This is a genomic window from Amycolatopsis sp. Hca4 (assembly GCF_013364075.1).
GTDB lineage: Bacteria > Actinomycetota > Actinomycetes > Mycobacteriales > Pseudonocardiaceae > Amycolatopsis.
On sequence record NZ_CP054925.1, the window covers coordinates 3,778,052 to 3,796,588 of the forward strand.

The following is an 18,537-nucleotide window of genomic DNA, read 5'->3' on the forward strand; positions in this document are numbered from 1 at the left end:
AGTGCGCCGCACACCGAACCGGACGTGCGAAATGCATGTCGATTCGCGCGGAACGCATGTGGGGAGGGTGCACCGCGCACTGGTCCGCGCCGCGGGTGGTTCGTCAACCTGGATCGCGAGGGCACAGCCGGCGCGGGCGACCACCCGGCCTTCCGACCGAGACCACAAGTGAGGACCGAGTATGACGACCACTCGCACCTATGGACAGTTCTGCGGCCTCGCGCGTGCCCTCGAGATCATCGGGGAGCGCTGGTCCATGCTGGTCATCCGCGACCTGGTGCTCGGCCCGAAGCGGTTCACCGAGCTGCAGCTCGGCCTGCCGCGGATCCCGGCCAGCATCCTCTCCGCCCGGCTCAACGAGCTCGAGCAGGCCGGGGTGATCCGCCGCCGCGTGCTGGCCCAGCTGGACGCCGCCCTGGTCTACGAGCTCACCGAGTACGGCAGCGAGCTCGACCACATCCTGCTCGACCTCGGTCTGTGGGGGGCCCGGTCGCTCGGGCACCCCAAGGACGACGACGTGTTCACCAACGACGCCGCCATCCTCTCGCTGTACACGACGTTCCAGCAGGACGCCGCGGCCGGCGTCCACGTCACCTACGTGCTGCGCCACCACGACTCGCTGATCATCCACGCGATGGTCGAGGACGGCACCCTCAAGGTCGGCTCGGGCGACCACCCGGCCGCCGACCTCGTCATCGAGCCGCAGGGCCCGGAGCTGATCGACCTGGTCAACGGCCAGCTCACCGCGTCCGAGGCGCTGGCATCGGGCCGGGTGCGGATCGAGGGCGACTTCGCCCACCTCGAGCTGTTCACGAAGCTGTTCCGGATCCCGCCGAAGCCGGAGCTGCCGGAGGGCATCGCCTTCCACTGACATCCACGGGCTGAGCGGCGGAGGCCGGCCGGGCGCGCAGGGGGCGCTTCCGGCCGGCCTTCCGCCTGAGCCGGGCGAAAATGGGCAATCCGGAGTAACGGCGCCGCCGATCCCGCCCTTTAAAGTTTGAGCAGCCGATCTTTCGGCTCTGTCGAGAAGGGGCAGACATGTCGACCTCCGAGTTCGTTCGGCCGGCCGGCTTCCTGGGGACGTTGAACGGGAAGTACCACAACCGGGCCCTCGCCGTGTTCATGGTCATCGTCATCGCGCACTGGCTGGAGCACATCGTGCAGGCCATCCAGATCTACGGCTTCGGCTGGCCGACCTCGCGCGCCAGGGGCGTGCTCGGCATCCCCTTCCCGTGGCTGATCTCGCAGGAGTGGCTGCACTACGGCTACGCACTGGTGATGCTGGTGTTCCTGTGGGCCCTGCGCCGCGGGTTCGCGGGCCGGTCGCGGCAGTGGTGGAACCTCGCGCTGGGCATCCAGTTCTGGCACCACTTCGAGCACCTGCTGCTGTTCATCCAGGCCCAGAGCGGCTGGCGGCTGGCCGGCTCGAAGGTGCCGACCAGCATCATCCAGCTGCTCGTGCCGCGCGTGGAGCTGCACCTGTTCTACAACACGATCGTCACCATCCCGATGGTCGTCGCCATGGTGCTGCACCGGCGTGCCTCCGCCGCCGAGCGCGAACTGACCGGCTGCTCCTGCGGCGCGCCGCGGCCGCCGGTGCTCGCCACGTCGTGAAGCGGGCGCTGGCGCTCCTGGCGCTCCTCGCCGGCTGGTTGCTGGTCAGCGCCACCCCGGCGTCGGCGCACGTCGAAGTCCTCTCGTCGACCCCCGGTGACGGCGCCCGCCTGAGCGCGGCGCCGTCGCTGGTGACGATCACCCTCTCGGAGAACATCGGGATCCAGCCCGGGTCGATCAAAGTCGTCGACCTCGGCGGCCGCCAGGTGGATTCCGGGCCGGTGTTCCAGCCCGGCGACGCCGCCGAGCAGGTCGGGATCCGGCTGCGGCCCGGCCTGCCGGACGGCAGCTACCTGGTCGAATACGCCTTCGTCTCCGCCGATTCCCACCCGGTGCGCGGCACCTTCGCGTTCGTGGTCGGCAGCGGGCCGCTGGTGACGTCGGCGGGCGCGGTGTCCGCGGCCACCGGCACCGACGCGGCGGTGGACGCCGCCTCGACGGCGGTGCGCTGGCTGGCGTACCTCGGCGTCGTGCTCCTCGGCGGGCTGGCGTTCCTGGTGGTGTGCCGCCCGGCCGGCCGCACCGACCACCGCGCCCGACGGCTGCTGTCGGGCGGCGCCGTGCTGGTCGCGGCGGCGACGGTGGCGGCGTTGCTGCTGCAGGGCCCGTACGCGGCAGGCCGCGACCTCGAGGCGGTGTTCGACACCGGGCTGCTGGCGGACACCCTGCGCGTCGCGTACGGGAAACTGCTGCTGCTGAGGCTGGTGGCGGTGGCCGCGTTCGCGGCGCTGGTGCCCCGGCTGCTGCGGCCGTCGCTGCCGGAGCGGCTGCGTTCCCGGTACGAGAACCTGGCCATGGTGACGGGGTTCGTCGTGCTGCTGACGTTCTCGGCCACCGGCCACCCGGTGACGGACCCGATGATGTTCTTCTCGGTCTCCGCGGACCTGGTGCACTTCGGCGCGATCGCCGTGTGGGCGGGTGGCCTGGTCCAGCTGGCCCTGTGCCTGATCCGCCCGGCGCCGGGCGAGGACCCGGCCCCGGCGGCCGCCCGGTTCTCCCGCATGGCGGCGATCGCGGTGACGGCGATCGCGCTCAGCGGCGCGTTGCTGGCGCTGCGCATCATGCCGTCCCTGTCCACGCTCTGGACGACCCGGTTCGGCCTGCTGGTGCTGCTCAAGGTGGCGGGCTTCGCGCTCCTGCTGGCGGTGGCGAGCCGTTCGCGCCGGGTGGTGCAACGCGGTTTGGCGGCCTCGGAGCCGGCGGGGGCGACCACGGTGACGGCGGACCTGCGCCGCCTGCGCCAGGCGGTGGTGGCGGAGGTGGTGATCAGCGTGGTGGTGCTGGCGCTGGCGGCGCTGCTGGCGGTCACCCCGCCGGGCGGCTGACCGAACCCGGCTCCGCCGCTGAAGGCTTGCGTGCCGTACCTCGCTCTCGCACTCGACCGCCGTCTCGGCGTCGGTGGGCCAGGCGGTCGGGGCGCAGGCCGAGGTGGCCGCGCGGGCCCGGGCCGACATGCCGCCGCTTCGGGCCCGCGCGAGCGGGACCGGCCCGCCACGCCGCGGCCGGCCTCACACTCCCGGCCGCGGCGGCGGGGCGAACGGCCCCCAGCTGAACGCGGGGAGCCACGGCCCCGGGTCCGCGGTCCACTCCAGTGCGGCCAGCTGGGCGAGCGAGCGCCGTCCGGCCAGGGCGCGGTACAGCTCGTGGGCCGGCGCCGTCACCTCGGCCGCCGCGCGCCCCGCGCCCGCCGTCCACGCCGAGCCGTCCGTCGCCCGGAGGCGCAGCGGGGGCAGGCCGCGGCTCTCGACCGCGCCCGAGAAGCCCCTGACCAGCACTTCGAAGCTCGATGCCCGGGCCGGGTGCTCGACCGGCGGCGCCACGTCCAGCGCCGCGCACAGGTCGAGCTCGTGCGTGTACGCGTCCATGACCATGACCTCGCCGCTGCGCCCGCCCGCGTCCGCGAGCCTCCCGTCGAGCTCGGCGCCGACGTGGTCCCAGCGGTCGAGCAGCTCCGGCACCGTCGGCTCCCCGGCCGGGGGCGGCGGGGTGCCGCCGTGACGCTCGAGCACGCGCCCGGCGATGACCGTGAGGTGATCGAGCAGGTCGATGACGGTCCATTCCGGACACGCCGGGACCGGCCGCCGATGCGTGTCCGGCCGCCCGTCGAGCAGCGCGCGAACGCCGCGCCGTACTGCCGGGTAGCCCACGAAGTCCGGTGCCGGGTCCGGCCGAGTCGCTGTCACAGTTTCCCCCCACCCTGGCACGGGATCGGTGCTCCCGGCCCAGTATGCCGTGGTGACGCGCGGCCGGTTCTTCCCGGCTGCCGCGGACACGCGTCGCCGAAGAGCCGATTTCCGAGGACGGGCAACGGATCGCGACCGGGCTCCGGGGCACGTCCACCGGCCGCGGGGAACCGTTCGACGAATGATCGCCCGCCCGGGGGGCGCGCGGCGGCGGGTTTGCGGCACACTGGGGTTGCCCGTGAAATTCCCCGGTGCCGCAACGAAATCGCGCGGCGGGGGAGAAACCATCCAATTCGGAGGTGACGCATGGCCCCCGGCGGCGGCGAGGACGTGGCGCACACCCAGCCCGAGTTCGACCTGGCGTGGCGCGGTTTCCAGCGCGCGCAGGTCGCCGAATACGTCGAGTGGGCCGAGGCCGAGATCCGCAGGCTCACCACCGAACGCGACGCGGCGCGCCATCGCGGTGCCGCGCTCGCGGAGGAGAACCGTGAGCTCCGCGTGAAGATCGACCGGATCAGCATGACCCCGATCCCGGCGGACGCCCTGCAGGAGCGCGCGCGCCGGATGATCGAGCTGACCCGCGAGGAAGCGGCGGAAATCACCGCGCAGGCAACGGAAACGGCCGACCGGATCCGGCGCGAGGCCGAAGCGGAGGCCGTCCGGCTCACCGAGAAGGAACGCCGGCTGGTCGCCGAGGCCGAAGCCGAAGCCGAGCGACGGCGGCTCGAGCACGAGGAGTCCGTGCGCGCGGCCGAGCAGCGCCGCCGCGAGCTCGACGAAGCCGCGGCCCACCGCCGCGCCGAGCTGGAGGAAGACCACAAGCGAGCCATGACGGTCCGCCGCGCCGACGCGATGCGCGAGCTCGCCGAGCAGGAGGCGACGGCCCGCGCGAAGGCGGCGCAGCTGGTCAAGACGGGCGAAGCCGATCTGGCCGCGGCGCGCGAGAAGGCCGCCCAGGTGGTCGCGGACGCGAAGCGGCAGGGCGAGACGCTGGTCGCAACCGGCGAAGCCGAGCTGGCGGCCGCGCGGGACAAGGCTGCTCGAGTGGTCGCCGACGCGACGCAGCAGCGCGAAGCCCTGGTCAAGACCGGCGAGACCGAGCTCGCGGCCGCCCGAGACAAGGCCGCCGAGGTGGTCGCCGAAGCGACGCAGCAGCGCGAAGCCCTCGTCGCAACGGGCGAGGCCGAACTCGCCGCAGCCCGTGACAAGGCCGCCCAGCTGGTGGCGGACGCAAAACAGCAAGGCGAAGCCCTGGTCAAGACCGGCGAGGCCGAACTCGCCGCAGCCCGCGACAAGGCCGCCCAGCTGGTCGCCGACGCGACCCGGCACGGCGAGACCCTCGTCGGAGCCGCCCAAGGCGAGGTCAGCACCCTGCACGATCTCCGCGACCAGCTCCAGGCCAGCCTCACCGGCTGCCGCGCGCTGCTGGCCGATGCGGCGGTGGCGCTCGACGAACACCCCGCCCCGTTCGACCCGGAAGCGACCTTGCCGATGTCGAAGCGAGTACCCGTCCAGCGGCGCTCACCGGCGGATGACCTGACCGACGCCGTCGGTTGACGCACGCCGCTCCGGTCCGGCGCCGGCCCGCCGTGGCCGCCGCGGTGGTGCTCCTGGCCGCGTCGACCACGCTCGCCAACCGGGTGCTGCCCGGCTGGGCGTACCCGCTGTGCGGCCTGGTCGCCGCGCTGCTCCTGGTCCTGCTCGCCCGCTGGGCCGGCTGCACCTGGCGTGACCTCGGCCTCCGCGGCTTCCGCCGTCCGGCGCTGGTCGGCTTGGCCGGCGCGGGGCTGGTGGCGGTGCTGTTCGGGATCGCGCTGGCGGTGCCGGCGCTGCGCACGGTCTACCAGGACGGCCGCGTCGGCGACCCCGACTTCGGCCAGCTGCTGTGGCTGACCTGCGGCCGCATCCTGTTCGGCACCGTCCTCATCGAGGAGGTGGCCTTCCGCGGTGTCCTCCCGGCGCTGTTCGGCGCGGACGACGACCACTGGCGCTGGCGGCCGATCCTGCTGGCCGCGACCCTCTTCGGCCTGTGGCACGCCCTGCCCGCCCTGGCGATCGGCCGCAACGCGGCGGTGCACGCGGTGTTCGGCTCGACCCCGGCGGTCGTGCTGCAGGTCCTGGCGATGGCCGCCGCGGGTGCGGTGGGGATCGTGCTGCACTGGTGGCGGCACGTGGGCCGCGGTGTGCTGGCGTCGGTCATCGTGCACTTCACCACCAACGCGGGCGGCCTGACGCTGGTGGTGCTGGTGCGCTGAGCTACGAGCGGACCAGCCGGGCGATCGCGTCCGACGCTTCCCGCACCTTCAGGTCGGCTTCCTCACCCCCGGCCGCCGCGGCCTGGACCACGCACGTCGCCAGGTGCTCGTCCAGCAGCTCCAGCGAGAACGACTGCAGCGCCTTCGTCGCCGCCGAGACCTGGGTCAGGATGTCGATGCAGTACTTGTCCTGCTCGACCATCCGCTGCAACCCGCGGATCTGCCCCTCGATCCGGCGCAGGCGCTTCAGATAGGCATCCCGCTCGCTGCCGTAACCCGTCATCGCCCACCCGTCCCGTCGTCGGCTCTCCTCGCCTCCGACTATACCCTCCCGGGGTGTCAGCGGAACCGGCGCAACCGCAGGCTGTTGCTGACCACGAACGCCGACGAGCAGGCCATCGCCGCCCCCGCGATCATCGGGTCGAGGAAGCCGAGCGCGGCCAGCGGCAGCGCCGCCACGTTGTAGGCGAACGCCCAGAACAGGTTGCCCTTGATCGTCGCCAGCGTGCGGCGGGCCAGCCGGATCGCGTCGGCCGCCGCGCGCAGGTCGCCGCGCACCAGCGTCAGGTCGCTCGCCTCGATCGCGGCGTCGGTGCCGGTGCCCATCGCCAGGCCCAGGTCGGCCTGGGCGAGCGCGGCCGCGTCGTTGACGCCGTCGCCGACCATCGCCACCACCCGGCCCTCGGCCTGCAGCCGCTTGACGACCGCGACCTTCTCCTCCGGCAGCACCTCGGCGACGACCTCGTCGACCCCCGCCTCGGCCGCGATCGCCCGCGCGGTGGCGGCGTTGTCGCCGGTCAGCAGGATGGGCGTGAGACCGAGTTCGCGCAGCTCGGCGACCGCCCGCGCGGACGTCGGCTTGATCGTGTCGGCGACCACCAGGTGCCCGCGGACCTCGCCGTCCCAGCGCACGCCGATCCCGGTGCCGTCGGCGCGCCCGACCTCGACGGTGCGTCCTTCGACGACGCCGGTCACGCCGACCCCCGGGGTGCTGCGGAAGTCCGTGACGGCGGGGAGGGCGCCGAACCGCTGTTTCGCCGCTGCCGCGATGGCACGCCCGATCGGGTGCTCGGACGCGGCCTCGACCGCGCCGGCCAGCCTCAGCGGCTCGCCGTCGCCCTCGACCAGCGTCATCCGGCCGGTGGTCACGGTGCCGGTCTTGTCCAGGACGACCGTGTCGATCCGGCGCGTGCTCTCCAGCACCTCGGGGCCCTTGATGAGGATGCCCAGCTGCGCGCCGCGGCCCGTGCCGACGAGCAGCGCGGTCGGCGTCGCCAGGCCGAGCGCGCACGGACAGGCGATGATCAGCACGGCGACCGCGGCGGTGAACGCCTCGTCCGGCCGTCCACCGGTGGCGAGCCAGACCACCAGCGTGGCCAGCGCCGCGAGCACGACCAGCGGGACGAACACCGCCGAGACGCGGTCGGCGAGCCGCTGGACCTCGGCCTTTCCGCTCTGGGCCGCCTCGACGAGCCGGGCCATCTGCGCCAGCCGGGTGTCGTCGCCGACGCGGGTGGCGCGCACGAACAGCCGGCCGCCGGCGTTGACGGTGGCGCCGGTGACCGCGTCCCCCGGCCCGACCTCCACCGGCACCGGCTCCCCGGTGAGCATGCTGGTGTCGACCGCGGAGCCACCTTCGGTGACGACGCCGTCGGTGGCGACCTTCTCGCCGGGCCGGACGACGAAGACGTCGTCCACCCGCAGGTCGCCGACGGGGACCAGGTGCTCTTCGCCGCCGCGCAGCACGGTGACGTCCTTCGCGCCGAGGTCCATGAGCGCGTGGAGGGCCGCTCCGGCGCGGCGCTTCGAGCGCGTCTCGAAGTAGCGGCCGGCCAGGATGAACGTGGTGATCGCGGCGGCGACCTCGAAGTACAGGTGGTGGTGGCCGCCGCCGAAGAAGAGCGCGTACAGCGACCAGGCCACGGCCGCGACGACACCGAGCGAGATGAGCGTGTCCATGGTCGCGGTGGCGTGCCGCAGGTTGACCGCGGCGGCGCGGTGGAACGGCCACGCGCCCCACGTCACGACCGGAGCCGCCAGGGCGAGGGAGACCCACGGCCAGGCTCCGGGCTGCCAGGCCGGCACCATCGCGAGCACGACCAGCGGGACGGTGAGGGCCGCGGAGACCAGCAGCCGGGTGCGCGGCGTCTCCTCCGCTGTCTCCCGCTCGGGGAGCCGCGCGGAGTAGCCGGCGGCTTCGACGACGGCCCTGAGGTCGTCGACCGACAGCCGGCTCGGGTAGCTGACCTGCGCCTTTTCCGTGGCGTAGTTGACCGTCGCGGTGACGCCGTCGACCTTGTTGAGCTTGCGCTCGACGCGGGCGGCGCAGGACGCGCAGGTCATCCCGCCGATGGCGAGCTCGACGTCGGCCATCACCCCGGCGGCGCTCATGCGACCAGGCGGTAGCCGGCCTCGGTCACGGCGGCGGCGACCGCGTCGGTGGTCAGCGGCGTGTCACTGGTCACGGTCACTCGCCCGCTCGCCACGTCGACGTCCACGCTCCGGACGCCGTCGAGCTCGGAGACCTCTTCGCGGACCGACGTGGCGCAGTGCCCGCAGGTCATGCCCTCGACGGTGTAGGTCGCTTCGGCCATTTCCCGCTCCTTTCGTCTCCTTCCTTTATACCCATCGGGGTAGGGGTTCCCCATCGGGGGCCGTCAGACTCGCGGCATGCGCAAGCTCTACGCGATCGGGATCGGGGCCGGTGACCCGGAGCACCTGACGGTGCAGGCGATCGACCGCCTCAACCGGGTGGACGTGTTCTTCGTGCTCGACAAGGGCGACGAGAAGGCGGACCTGGTGCGGCTGCGGCAGGAGATCCTCGACCGGTTCGTGACGCGGGAGTACCGCGTGGTGCTGGCCACCGACCCGCCACGCGACCGCACGCCCGCCGACTACCGGGCGGCGGTGGCCGACTGGCACGCGGCGCGCGCGGAGGTCTACGAGTCGCTGATCCTGTCGTCGCTGGGGCCGTCCGACGTCGGTGCGTTCCTGGTGTGGGGCGACCCGGCCCTGTACGACAGCACGATCGCCTTGATCGAGGCGGTGCTGGCGCGGGGGAACGTGGCGTTCGAGTACGAGGTGGTGCCGGGGATCAGCAGCATCTCGGCCCTGGTGGCCCGCCACCGGACGACGATGAACCAGATCGGGCGGGCCGTCCAGCTCACCACCGGCCGCCGGCTGGCCGCGGGCTGGCCTTCGGGGGTGGACGACGTGTTCGTCCTCCTCGACGCGCACACGACCTTCGACCGCTACGTCGACGAGGGCCTGCACATCTTCTGGGGTGCCTACGTCGGCACGCCGCACGAGATCCTGCTTTCGGGCCCGCTCACGGCGGCGCTGGCCGAGGAGATCCGGCGGGTCCGGGCGGAAGCGCGGGAACGGCACGGCTGGATCATGGACACGTGCCTGCTGCGCCGGCCGGTCCGGGAATGAAGAAAGGGCCCCGGGAGACGTTTCCGTCTCGACCGGGGCCCTTCCATCTGGTTAAGTTCGGCGGTGTCCTACTCTCCCACAACCCTTCGGTTGCAGTACCATCGGCGCTGTCAGGCTTAGCTTCCGGGTTCGGAATGGGACCGGGCGTTTCCCTGACGCTAAAACCACCGAAACACTCTGAAACAACACACCTGGTGTGGTGTTTCAGAACCGTAGAGTGGATGCGTAACATCTTTGTAGGCAAGTCCTCGGCCTATTAGTACCAGTCAACTCGACAACACATTACTGTGCTTCCATTTCTGGCCTATCAACCCAATGGTCTGTTGGGGGCCTTAACCCACAAAGGGGTGGGATACCTCATCTTGGAACAGGCTTCCCGCTTAGATGCCTTCAGCGGTTATCCCTTCCGAACGTGGCCAACCAGCCATGCCCTTGGCAGAACAACTGGCACACCAGAGGTTCGTCCGTCCCGGTCCTCTCGTACTAGGGACAGCCTTCCTCAAGTATCCTACGCGCGCGGCGGATAGGGACCGAACTGTCTCACGACGTTCTAAACCCAGCTCGCGTGCCGCTTTAATGGGCGAACAGCCCAACCCTTGGGACCTACTCCGGCCCCAGGATGCGACGAGCCGACATCGAGGTGCCAAACCATGCCGTCGATATGGACTCTTGGGCAAGATCAGCCTGTTATCCCCGGGGTACCTTTTATCCGTTGAGCGACACCCCTTCCACCAGGAGGTGCCGGATCACTAGTCCCGACTTTCGTCCCTGCTCGACATGTCTGTCTCACAGTCAAGCTCCCTTGTGCACTTGCACTCAACACCTGATTGCCAACCAGGCTGAGGGAACCTTTGGGCGCCTCCGTTACCCTTTAGGAGGCAACCGCCCCAGTTAAACTACCCATCAGGCACTGTCCCTGAACCAGATCATGGCCCGAGGTTCAGATTCCCAATTCGACCAGAGTGGTATTTCAACAACGACTCCACCACAACTAGCGTTGCAGCTTCACAGTCTCCCACCTATCCTACACAAGCCGAACCGAAAACCAATACCAAACTATAGTAAAGGTCCCGGGGTCTTTCCGTCCTGCCGCGCGTAACGAGCATCTTTACTCGTAGTGCAATTTCGCCGGGCCTGTGGTTGAGACAGCCGGAAAGTCGTTACGCCATTCGTGCAGGTCGGAACTTACCCGACAAGGAATTTCGCTACCTTAGGATGGTTATAGTTACCACCGCCGTTTACTGGCGCTTAAATTCTCAGCTTCACCCCCGAAGGAGTTAACCGGTCCTCTTAACGTTCCAGCACCGGGCAGGCGTCAGTCCATATACATCGTCTTGCGACTTCGCATGGACCTGTGTTTTTAGTAAACAGTCGCTTTCCGCTGGTCTCTGCGGCCACCCACCCCTAGCTCGAGAAGAGCTTCAGGATGTTTGGCCCCCCTTCTCCCGAAGTTACGGGGGCATTTTGCCGAGTTCCTTAACCACAGTTCACCCGATCGCCTTGGTATTCTCTACCTGACCACCTGTGTTGGTTTGGGGTACGGGCCGTGCATGCACTCACTAGAGGCTTTTCTCGGCAGCATAGGATCACTCTACTTCGCCTCAAACGGCTACACATCACGTCTCAGCCTATATAAGTGGCGGATTTGCCTACCACTCGGCCTACACGCTTATACCAGGACAACCATCGCCTGGCGGAGCTACCTTCCTGCGTCACCCCATCGCTTGACTACTACGAAATCAGGTCCCACGCTCCACACACAGACCTCCATCCGAAGACTTAAGTCCGTGGCTTTGGGTGGTTAGTATCAAACGCCTCGTCATGGGCGCACATGCTCGGGTACGGGAATATCAACCCGTTGTCCATCGACTACGCCTGTCGGCCTCGCCTTAGGTCCCGACTTACCCTGGGCGGATTAGCCTGGCCCAGGAACCCTTGGTCATCCGGCGGCAGAGTTTCTCACTCTGCATTCGCTACTCATGCCTGCATTCTCACTCCCACACCCTCCACCGCTAGCTTCCGCCACGGCTTCCCTGGGTGCAGGACGCTCCCCTACCCATCAACACGACTACACACAAACCTCAAGGGCCCGCATGGATCTATTGTGTCAATGACACAGCTTCGGCGGTGTGCTTAAGCCCCGCTACATTGTCGGCGCAGGACCACTTGACCAGTGAGCTATTACGCACTCTTTCAAGGGTGGCTGCTTCTAAGCCAACCTCCTGGTTGTCTGGGCAATCCCACATCCTTTCCCACTGAGCACACACTTAGGGGCCTTAGCTGGTGTTCTGGGCTGTTTCCCTCTCGACGACGAAGCTTATCCCCCGCCGTCTCACTGCCACGCTCTCACTAACCGGTATTCGGAGTTTGGTTGATTTCGGTAACCCGGTAAGGCCCCTAGACCATCCAGTAGCTCTACCCCCGGCAAGAAACACGTGACGCTGCACCTAAATGCATTTCGGGGAGAACCAGCTATCACGGAGTTTGATTGGCCTTTCACCCCTACCCACAGCTCATCCCCTCAGTTTTCAACCTAAGTGGGTTCGGGCCTCCACGACGTCTTACCGTCGCTTCACCCTGGCCATGGGTAGATCACTCCGCTTCGGGTCTAGACCACGCGACTACATTCGCCCTATTCAGACTCGCTTTCGCTACGGCTACCCCACACGGGTTAACCTCGCCACGCAGCACTAACTCGCAGGCTCATTCTTCAAAAGGCACGCCATCACCCAAAGGCTCTGACGGCTTGTAGGCACACGGTTTCAGGTACTCTTTCACTCCCCTCCCGGGGTACTTTTCATCTTTCCCTCACGGTACTCGTCCGCTATCGGTCTTCAGGAAGTATTTAGGCTTACCGGGTGGTCCCGGCAGATTCACAGCAAATTCCACGAGCTCGCTGCTACTCGGGAACACCAAACAAACAACCAACAATGCGTTTTCGCGTACGGGGCTCTCACCCACTCCGGCCGCCCATCCCAAGGCGTTCCACTAACACACGTGATCATTCCGAGGACTGTCAGATCCTCGACGCTGGGTCCCACAACACCGCCTGCACAACGCCTGACAGCTTGACATGCAAACGGTTTAGCCTCTTCCGCTTTCGCTCGCCACTACTCACGGAATCACGGTTGTTTTCTCTTCCTGCGGGTACTGAGATGTTTCACTTCCCCGCGTTCCCTCCACACACCCTATATATTCAGGTGCGGGTAACACCACATCACTGGTGCTGGGTTTCCCCATTCGGAAATCCTCGGATCACAGCTCGGTTGACAGCTCCCCGAGGCTTATCGCAGCCTCCTACGTCCTTCATCGGCTCCTGAAGCCAAGACATCCACCATGTGCCCTTAACAACTTGACCACAAAGATGCTCGCATCCACTCTACAGTTCTCAAACACCACACCAGAAACAAACGTCCCTCGGGGGTTAGCCCAAGGCGTGTTGCCTCAGGACCCAACAGTGTGCGTAGCAAACAGCCGGCCACCCGAGCTCGGTTGGCGCTTTCCACGCAGGCAAGCCTGCAGTACTCACACCGAACGTCGCTCACCGCGATCGGCGATAACCAGTAGTTCCACAATTCCTTGAGCAAGCCCGGCAACACCACATTCGGGTGTTAAACCGTGCCCACCCCACCAAGGTTGGTCCGGGAATCCCGGCCTGATGGATGTGTTGTGCTCCTTAGAAAGGAGGTGATCCAGCCGCACCTTCCGGTACGGCTACCTTGTTACGACTTCGTCCCAATCGCCAGTCCCACCTTCGACCACTCCCTCCCCTTACGGGGTTGGGCCATGGGCTTCGGGTGTTACCGACTTTCATGACGTGACGGGCGGTGTGTACAAGGCCCGGGAACGTATTCACCGCAGCGTTGCTGATCTGCGATTACTAGCGACTCCGACTTCACGCAGTCGAGTTGCAGACTGCGATCCGAACTGAGACCGGCTTTAAGGGATTCGCTCCACCTCGCGGTATCGCAGCCCTCTGTACCAGCCATTGTAGCATGTGTGAAGCCCTGGACATAAGGGGCATGATGACTTGACGTCATCCCCACCTTCCTCCGAGTTGACCCCGGCAGTCTCCCACGAGTCCCCGCCATAACGCGCTGGCAACGTAGGATAAGGGTTGCGCTCGTTGCGGGACTTAACCCAACATCTCACGACACGAGCTGACGACAGCCATGCACCACCTGTACACCAACCACAAGGGAAGCCCCATCTCTGGGGATGTCTGGCGCATGTCAAGCCCAGGTAAGGTTCTTCGCGTTGCATCGAATTAATCCACATGCTCCGCCGCTTGTGCGGGCCCCCGTCAATTCCTTTGAGTTTTAGCCTTGCGGCCGTACTCCCCAGGCGGGGCGCTTAATGCGTTAGCTACGGCACGGACAACGTGGATGTCGCCCACACCTAGCGCCCAACGTTTACAGCGTGGACTACCAGGGTATCTAATCCTGTTCGCTCCCCACGCTTTCGCTCCTCAGCGTCAGTATCGGCCCAGAGACCCGCCTTCGCCACCGGTGTTCCTCCTGATATCTGCGCATTTCACCGCTACACCAGGAATTCCAGTCTCCCCTACCGAACTCAAGTCTGCCCGTATCGACCGCACGCTCCACGTTAAGCGTGGAGATTTCACGGCCGACGCGACAAACCGCCTACGAGCTCTTTACGCCCAATAAATCCGGACAACGCTCGCACCCTACGTATTACCGCGGCTGCTGGCACGTAGTTAGCCGGTGCTTCTTATCCAGGTACCGTCACTTGCGCTTCGTCCCTGGCGAAAGAGGTTTACAACCCGAAGGCCGTCATCCCTCACGCGGCGTCGCTGCATCAGGCTTGCGCCCATTGTGCAATATTCCCCACTGCTGCCTCCCGTAGGAGTCTGGGCCGTGTCTCAGTCCCAGTGTGGCCGGTCACCCTCTCAGGCCGGCTACCCGTCGTCGCCTTGGTAGGCCACTACCCCACCAACAAGCTGATAGGCCGCGGGTTCATCCTGCACCGCCAGAACTTTCAACCCTCTCCCATGCGAGAGAAGGTGATATCCGGTATTAGACCTCGTTTCCAAGGCTTATCCCAGAGTGCAGGGCAGATTACCCACGTGTTACTCACCCGTTCGCCACTCATCCCCACCCGAAAGTGGTTCAGCGTTCGACTTGCATGTGTTAAGCACGCCGCCAGCGTTCGTCCTGAGCCAGGATCAAACTCTCCAACAATGAATAGTTTAATCGAGGCAAATGTATTGCTCTCAAAGGAAACCCCGACGAGGGGTTTCATATAAGCTCTACTGGCTTAGTTCACTAGCACACTGTTGAGTTCTCAAGCAACACACTTCGGACCGCCGCGCCGCGAAGGCGCCTTGGTCTTCGGCTTTTGTTTCAAGCTTTGTTCCAGGGATACCACCCTGGTTCGGGACCACCCACTCTACCACGATCGTGGGAGCTTGGTTCGTGTTCCCGGCGGCCGCTCGGTTTCCCTGGCGACTTGGAGAACTTTACATGCCCCCGAAACCCCCTTGCACAGGGGGGTCCCTTTTTTCGCGCCAGGCCCCTGACCTGCACCGATAGGCCACTCAGGCCGGCTGGCGCTCCCCATGGGTCGCGACGACCGTCAGCACGACCAGAGCGGCCGCGAGCCCGGCGGCGATGTGGATCGGCGCGGGCGTGAAGGACGCCGCCAGGACGAGCACCGCCGTCACCGGGAAACCGATGGCGATCGGGCGGCACTCGTTCGTCGGGCCGATGTGCAGCAGCCACACGCTCAGCAGGAACACCGCGACCGGGATCGTGGTCGGCAGCGCGGCCGCCACGCCGCCGAGGTGCAGCGTCCCCGTGTCGTAGGCGACCGCCACCTCGAGGCCGGCACCGACGGCCGCCGCCGAGGCGAAGATGAAGTAGTGGCCGTAGCCCCAGCTCATCGACGTGAACTTGGTCGGGCGGCGGACGAGCCGCGCGTGGCCGGGCCGGTCGAAGTACAGCCACCACATGGAGAACACGAGCACCAGGCCGGCCGCGGCCAGTGAGATCAGCGCACCGGTGTGGCCCGGCTCCGCGGTGCCCTCCTTGATCGCGTTCGTCGCGCTGAGGATCACCTCGCCGAGGACGATCAGCGTGAACAGGCCGTACCGCTCGGCGATGTGGTGCGGGTGCCACGTCGTGCCGCCGTTGCTCTCGGCCCACACCGGCACGGCGAGCTCCACCAGCACGAGCACCACGAACCCGACGGCACCGGCGGTCCCCGGCACCCACAGCCGCGCGATCCACAGCGCCTGGACCACGACGATCCCGGCGGCGTACCGCAGCGCGGCCGGACGGCACTCCGGCTCCGACCGCGCCGCGCGCAGCCACTGGACCACCATCGCCAGCCGCATCAGGACGTACCCGGCGACGATTACCCGGAAGTCGCCCTCGAACGCGCTCGACACCCCGGCCGCGATGGTCAGCCCGCCGGCGATCTGCACGAGCGTGGCCAGCCGGTACGGGACGTCGTCGGTGTCGAACGCCGAGGCGAACCAGCTGAAGTTGAGCCAGCCCCACCAGATCGCGAAGAACACCATCGCGAACGAGGTGACGCCGTGGACCGCGTGGCCTTCGGCGAGCGCGTGGTGCAGCGCGGTCGCGGCCTGGCCGACGGCGACCACGAAACAGAGGTCGAAGAGCAGTTCCAGCGGGGTGGCGACGCGGTGGTGCTCAGCGCGGTCGCGGGAGCGCATCGGCCGGTACCAGACCCGGATCCGCGACGGCTGGTCGGTCATCGGGACTCCTCGCGTCGGCCTCGGACGGACGCGATCATCCCAGCACGATCAGCTCGGGAGCGCCGGGCACGACACGGGTGAAGAAGACGGGCGGGCCCGGTTCCCCCTCACCCGGGCCCGCCCGCCGCCGTCACGCGTCGGCGGGCACCGATGGGCAGCCCTTCCGCGAGTGCCGGGCGGTCCCCCGCGGACGCCGACACCCACTGGACGGAAGGTGACCGAGTGTGTCCATTCCCTCGAACTCCGGACGCCTCGATCGCTCAAGCCGGTCACCCCATCCCCGGGTGGCCGACTGATTGCCACTGTCGGTAGCCGTAGCCGCGCAGTGAAGGCTCCATAAGATCTACCCGGTTGCTCTCCGTAGCACCAGGGTCTTTCCGCGCTCGTCACTCGGATGGAGCATCGCGAATCTGCGGAAAGTAGTGTCTCAGGTCCGGTGGACGTCGGCCGCGGACGTCTCGGCCGTCCGCTCCTCGCGCTCGTCCTCGGACGCCCGGCGCCGCCGCGCCCGCAATTCGGCGATGGCGAGGGCGAGCGCACCGCACGTCAGGATGGCCGCGCAGCCGAGCGCGACGGTGAGCGCCACCGGGTAGCCGTGGCCGAGGACCAGGCCGAAGACCGAGGCGAGCACGGCGGTGCCGATCGCCGTGCCGATCCGCTGGCCGGTCTGCAGCGCGCCGCCGGCCACCCCGGCCATCCGCACCGGCACGCACTCCAGGGTCAACGTCGTGTTCGGCGAGATCACCATCCCACCGCCGACGCCCGCGAACACCAGTGGCAGCGCGAAGGCCCAGCCGGACGCCGACGGCGGAACCAGTTCCGCGAGCAGCGCGACGGCCAGCAGCCCGGTGGCGACCATGGCGAGCCCGGTGACGGTGAGCCGGCGGCCGAAGCGCGGCACCAGCCGGCCGGCCACGGCGGCCGAGACGGCCGAGCCGAGCGCGAACGGCGTCACCGACAGACCCGACTGCAGCGGCGAATAGCCGAGGCCCTGCTGGAAGTACATTGCGAAGACCAGCCAGATCCCGGCGAACCCGCAGAAGTAGAGCGCCCCGACCGCCGCGCCCGAGGCGTACCCCGGGGTGCCGGTGAACAGGCGCGTGTCGAGCAGCGGCGACCGGCCGCGCCGGACCACCGACCGCTCCCAGCGCACGAACGCGAACCCGAACGCCGCGGCGACGAGGAAGAGCCACCACAGCTGCTTGAAGCCGCCGCTGTCCGAGTCGATGACGGGCAGCAGCACGCCGAGGACGGCGACCGCCAGCAGCGCGATGCCGACGAAGTCGATCTCCGAGGAGATCTTGAGCTGCTTTTTCTCGCTTCGCGGCAGCAGGCGCAGCGCGAGGGCGAACGCGAGGACGCCGATCGGGACGTTGACGTAGAACACCCACCGCCAGCCGTCTTCGGCGCCGAAGACGGCGATGATGACGCCGCCGAGGATCGGGCCGACGGCGGTCGAGATCCCGACGACCGCGCCGAACATGCCGAACGCGCGGCCGCGTTCGGCGCCGCGGAAGAGGTCCTGGATCAGGCCGGTGTTCTGCGGGGTCAGCATGCCGGCGGCCAGGCCCTGGGCGAGCCGGGCGAGAACGAGGGTGGTCTCGTTCGGGGCCGCGCCGGCCAGCGCACTGGTGAGGACGAAGGCGGCGAGGGCGCCGAGGAACATGTTCCGCCGGCCGAAGGCGTCCCCGAGGCGGCCGCCGGTGACGAGGACCAGGCCGAAGGCCAGGGCGTAGCCGGAGACGACCCAGCGGATGCCGCCGCTGCTCGCGTGCAGGCCGGCCTGCATCGAGGGAAGGGCGACGTTGACGATGCTGACGTCGAGCAGGCCCATGAACCCGGCCGTGAGCGAGACGGCAAGCGCTTTCCAGCGCCGGGGGTCGGGTTCGTACGACATCGGGGAGCTGACCTCACGCGTGTTCGCCGGGCGGGGATACCCACTCAGCAAACACGAAAGGCGGGCTTCGCGCGCGTTGTGGGGCGGCGGATAGACGGGGGTTGCGGCGACGGGGTGGGGGCGTGCGGCGGAGCGGGGATGGCTCGGCCCGGCGACGCACCGCGCGGGCTACGGCGGCTCGCCACCGCCGCCGGGTGCGGATGCGCGGCGGAACGAGACGGCTCGCCACCGCCGCCGGGTGGGGACGCGCGGCGGAACGAGACGGCTCGGCCCAGCGGCACACCGCGCGAGCTACGGCGGCTTGCCACCGCCGCCGGGTAGGGATGCGCGGCGGAACGAGACGACTCGGCCCGGCGGCACACCGCGCGAGCTACGGCGGCTCGCCACCGCGGCCAGGTGGGGATGCGCGGCGGC

Annotated in this window: 12 protein-coding genes and 3 rRNA genes; 6 read left to right on the forward strand and 9 right to left on the reverse strand. The window is 68.3% G+C overall.

Features of this window, described 5'->3' with window-relative positions; genetic code table 11:
- The first annotated feature begins 181 nt into the window (after positions 1-181).
- The 3 genes from HUT10_RS16270 to HUT10_RS16280 all read left to right on the forward strand — a co-directional run bounded on the left by HUT10_RS16270 (position 182) and on the right by HUT10_RS16280 (position 2,939).
- Positions 182-871 carry a winged helix-turn-helix transcriptional regulator gene (locus HUT10_RS16270; RefSeq protein ID WP_176171986.1) on the forward strand — a complete coding sequence of 230 codons (690 nt, stop codon included), beginning with the start codon at positions 182-184 and terminating at the stop codon, positions 869-871.
- Positions 872-1,038: 167 nt separating this feature from the next.
- On the forward strand, positions 1,039-1,614 hold the full coding sequence (locus tag HUT10_RS16275; protein ID WP_176171987.1) for a hypothetical protein: 576 nt from the start codon (positions 1,039-1,041) through the stop codon (positions 1,612-1,614).
- The gene (locus HUT10_RS16280; RefSeq protein ID WP_176171988.1) at positions 1,611-2,939 is read left to right on the forward strand and encodes a copper resistance CopC/CopD family protein; all 1,329 of its coding nucleotides are present in this window, start codon (positions 1,611-1,613) and stop codon (positions 2,937-2,939) included. The genes HUT10_RS16275 and HUT10_RS16280 overlap by 4 nt, the downstream gene beginning before the upstream one ends.
- A 183-nt stretch (positions 2,940-3,122) precedes the next feature.
- Here the strand turns inward: HUT10_RS16280 and HUT10_RS16285 are convergent, their stop codons facing one another.
- A complete protein-coding gene (locus tag HUT10_RS16285; protein ID WP_176171989.1) occupies positions 3,123-3,797 on the reverse strand; it encodes a maleylpyruvate isomerase family mycothiol-dependent enzyme in 675 nt (224 codons plus the stop codon).
- A 306-nt stretch (positions 3,798-4,103) separates the two neighbouring features.
- On the opposite strand from HUT10_RS16285, the gene HUT10_RS16290 reads away from it, so the two are divergent.
- Both HUT10_RS16290 and HUT10_RS16295 read left to right on the forward strand, forming a co-directional pair.
- A complete protein-coding gene (locus tag HUT10_RS16290) occupies positions 4,104-5,354 on the forward strand; it encodes a M protein (RefSeq protein WP_176171990.1) in 1,251 nt (416 codons plus the stop codon).
- A complete protein-coding gene (locus HUT10_RS16295) occupies positions 5,351-6,052 on the forward strand; it encodes a CPBP family intramembrane glutamic endopeptidase (protein ID WP_176171991.1) in 702 nt (233 codons plus the stop codon). Before HUT10_RS16290 ends, HUT10_RS16295 begins: the two co-directional genes overlap by 4 nt.
- 1 nt (position 6,053) lies before the next feature.
- Here the strand turns inward: HUT10_RS16295 and HUT10_RS16300 are convergent, their stop codons facing one another.
- Genes HUT10_RS16300 through HUT10_RS16310 form a run of 3 tightly spaced genes read right to left on the reverse strand, consistent with a single transcriptional unit; the run spans position 6,054 to position 8,646 of the window.
- On the reverse strand, positions 6,054-6,335 hold the full coding sequence (locus tag HUT10_RS16300; RefSeq protein WP_043785431.1) for a metal-sensitive transcriptional regulator: 282 nt from the start codon (positions 6,333-6,335) through the stop codon (positions 6,054-6,056).
- 56 nt (positions 6,336-6,391) lie between these two features.
- Positions 6,392-8,443: a cation-translocating P-type ATPase gene (locus tag HUT10_RS16305; RefSeq protein WP_176171992.1), complete on the reverse strand. Its 2,052-nt coding sequence runs from the start codon at positions 8,441-8,443 to the stop codon at positions 6,392-6,394.
- Entirely contained in the window at positions 8,440-8,646 is a 207-nt protein-coding gene (locus HUT10_RS16310; protein ID WP_176171993.1) for a heavy-metal-associated domain-containing protein, read from the reverse strand. Before HUT10_RS16310 ends, HUT10_RS16305 begins: the two co-directional genes overlap by 4 nt.
- Before the next feature lie 76 nt (positions 8,647-8,722).
- Here HUT10_RS16310 and cobF point away from each other — a divergent pair, with 76 nt between their 5' ends.
- A complete protein-coding gene (gene cobF, locus HUT10_RS16315) occupies positions 8,723-9,487 on the forward strand; it encodes a precorrin-6A synthase (deacetylating) (RefSeq protein WP_176171994.1) in 765 nt (254 codons plus the stop codon).
- Between the two features lie 55 nt (positions 9,488-9,542).
- Here the strand turns inward: cobF and rrf are convergent.
- The 5 genes from rrf to HUT10_RS16340 all read right to left on the reverse strand — a co-directional run bounded on the left by rrf (position 9,543) and on the right by HUT10_RS16340 (position 18,123).
- Positions 9,543-9,659: ribosomal RNA gene (gene rrf / locus HUT10_RS16320) — 5S ribosomal RNA — on the reverse strand.
- A 64-nt stretch (positions 9,660-9,723) separates the two neighbouring features.
- Positions 9,724-12,845: ribosomal RNA gene (locus tag HUT10_RS16325) — 23S ribosomal RNA — on the reverse strand.
- A 322-nt stretch (positions 12,846-13,167) separates the two neighbouring features.
- Positions 13,168-14,688 (reverse strand): 16S ribosomal RNA (locus tag HUT10_RS16330).
- Together the 16S, 23S and 5S rRNA genes form the textbook arrangement of a ribosomal RNA operon.
- A 356-nt stretch (positions 14,689-15,044) precedes the next feature.
- Positions 15,045-16,226: a low temperature requirement protein A gene (locus HUT10_RS16335; RefSeq protein ID WP_176171995.1), complete on the reverse strand. Its 1,182-nt coding sequence runs from the start codon at positions 16,224-16,226 to the stop codon at positions 15,045-15,047.
- Between the two features lie 427 nt (positions 16,227-16,653).
- A complete protein-coding gene (locus HUT10_RS16340; protein WP_176171996.1) occupies positions 16,654-18,123 on the reverse strand; it encodes an MFS transporter in 1,470 nt (489 codons plus the stop codon).
- Positions 18,124-18,537: the final 414 nt, after the last annotated feature.

Coding starts and splice junctions, on each gene's coding strand:
- cobF (WP_176171994.1), top strand. CDS start 8,723: ATGCGCAAGCTCTACGCGATCGGGATCGGGGCCGGTGACCCGGAGCAC.
- HUT10_RS16275 (WP_176171987.1), top strand. CDS start 1,039: ATGTCGACCTCCGAGTTCGTTCGGCCGGCCGGCTTCCTGGGGACGTTG.
- HUT10_RS16270 (WP_176171986.1), top strand. CDS start 182: ATGACGACCACTCGCACCTATGGACAGTTCTGCGGCCTCGCGCGTGCC.
- HUT10_RS16335 (WP_176171995.1), bottom strand. CDS start 16,226: ATGACCGACCAGCCGTCGCGGATCCGGGTCTGGTACCGGCCGATGCGC.
- HUT10_RS16300 (WP_043785431.1), bottom strand. CDS start 6,335: ATGACGGGTTACGGCAGCGAGCGGGATGCCTATCTGAAGCGCCTGCGC.
- HUT10_RS16340 (WP_176171996.1), bottom strand. CDS start 18,123: ATGTCGTACGAACCCGACCCCCGGCGCTGGAAAGCGCTTGCCGTCTCG.
- HUT10_RS16290 (WP_176171990.1), top strand. CDS start 4,104: ATGGCCCCCGGCGGCGGCGAGGACGTGGCGCACACCCAGCCCGAGTTC.
- HUT10_RS16310 (WP_176171993.1), bottom strand. CDS start 8,646: ATGGCCGAAGCGACCTACACCGTCGAGGGCATGACCTGCGGGCACTGC.
- HUT10_RS16305 (WP_176171992.1), bottom strand. CDS start 8,443: ATGAGCGCCGCCGGGGTGATGGCCGACGTCGAGCTCGCCATCGGCGGG.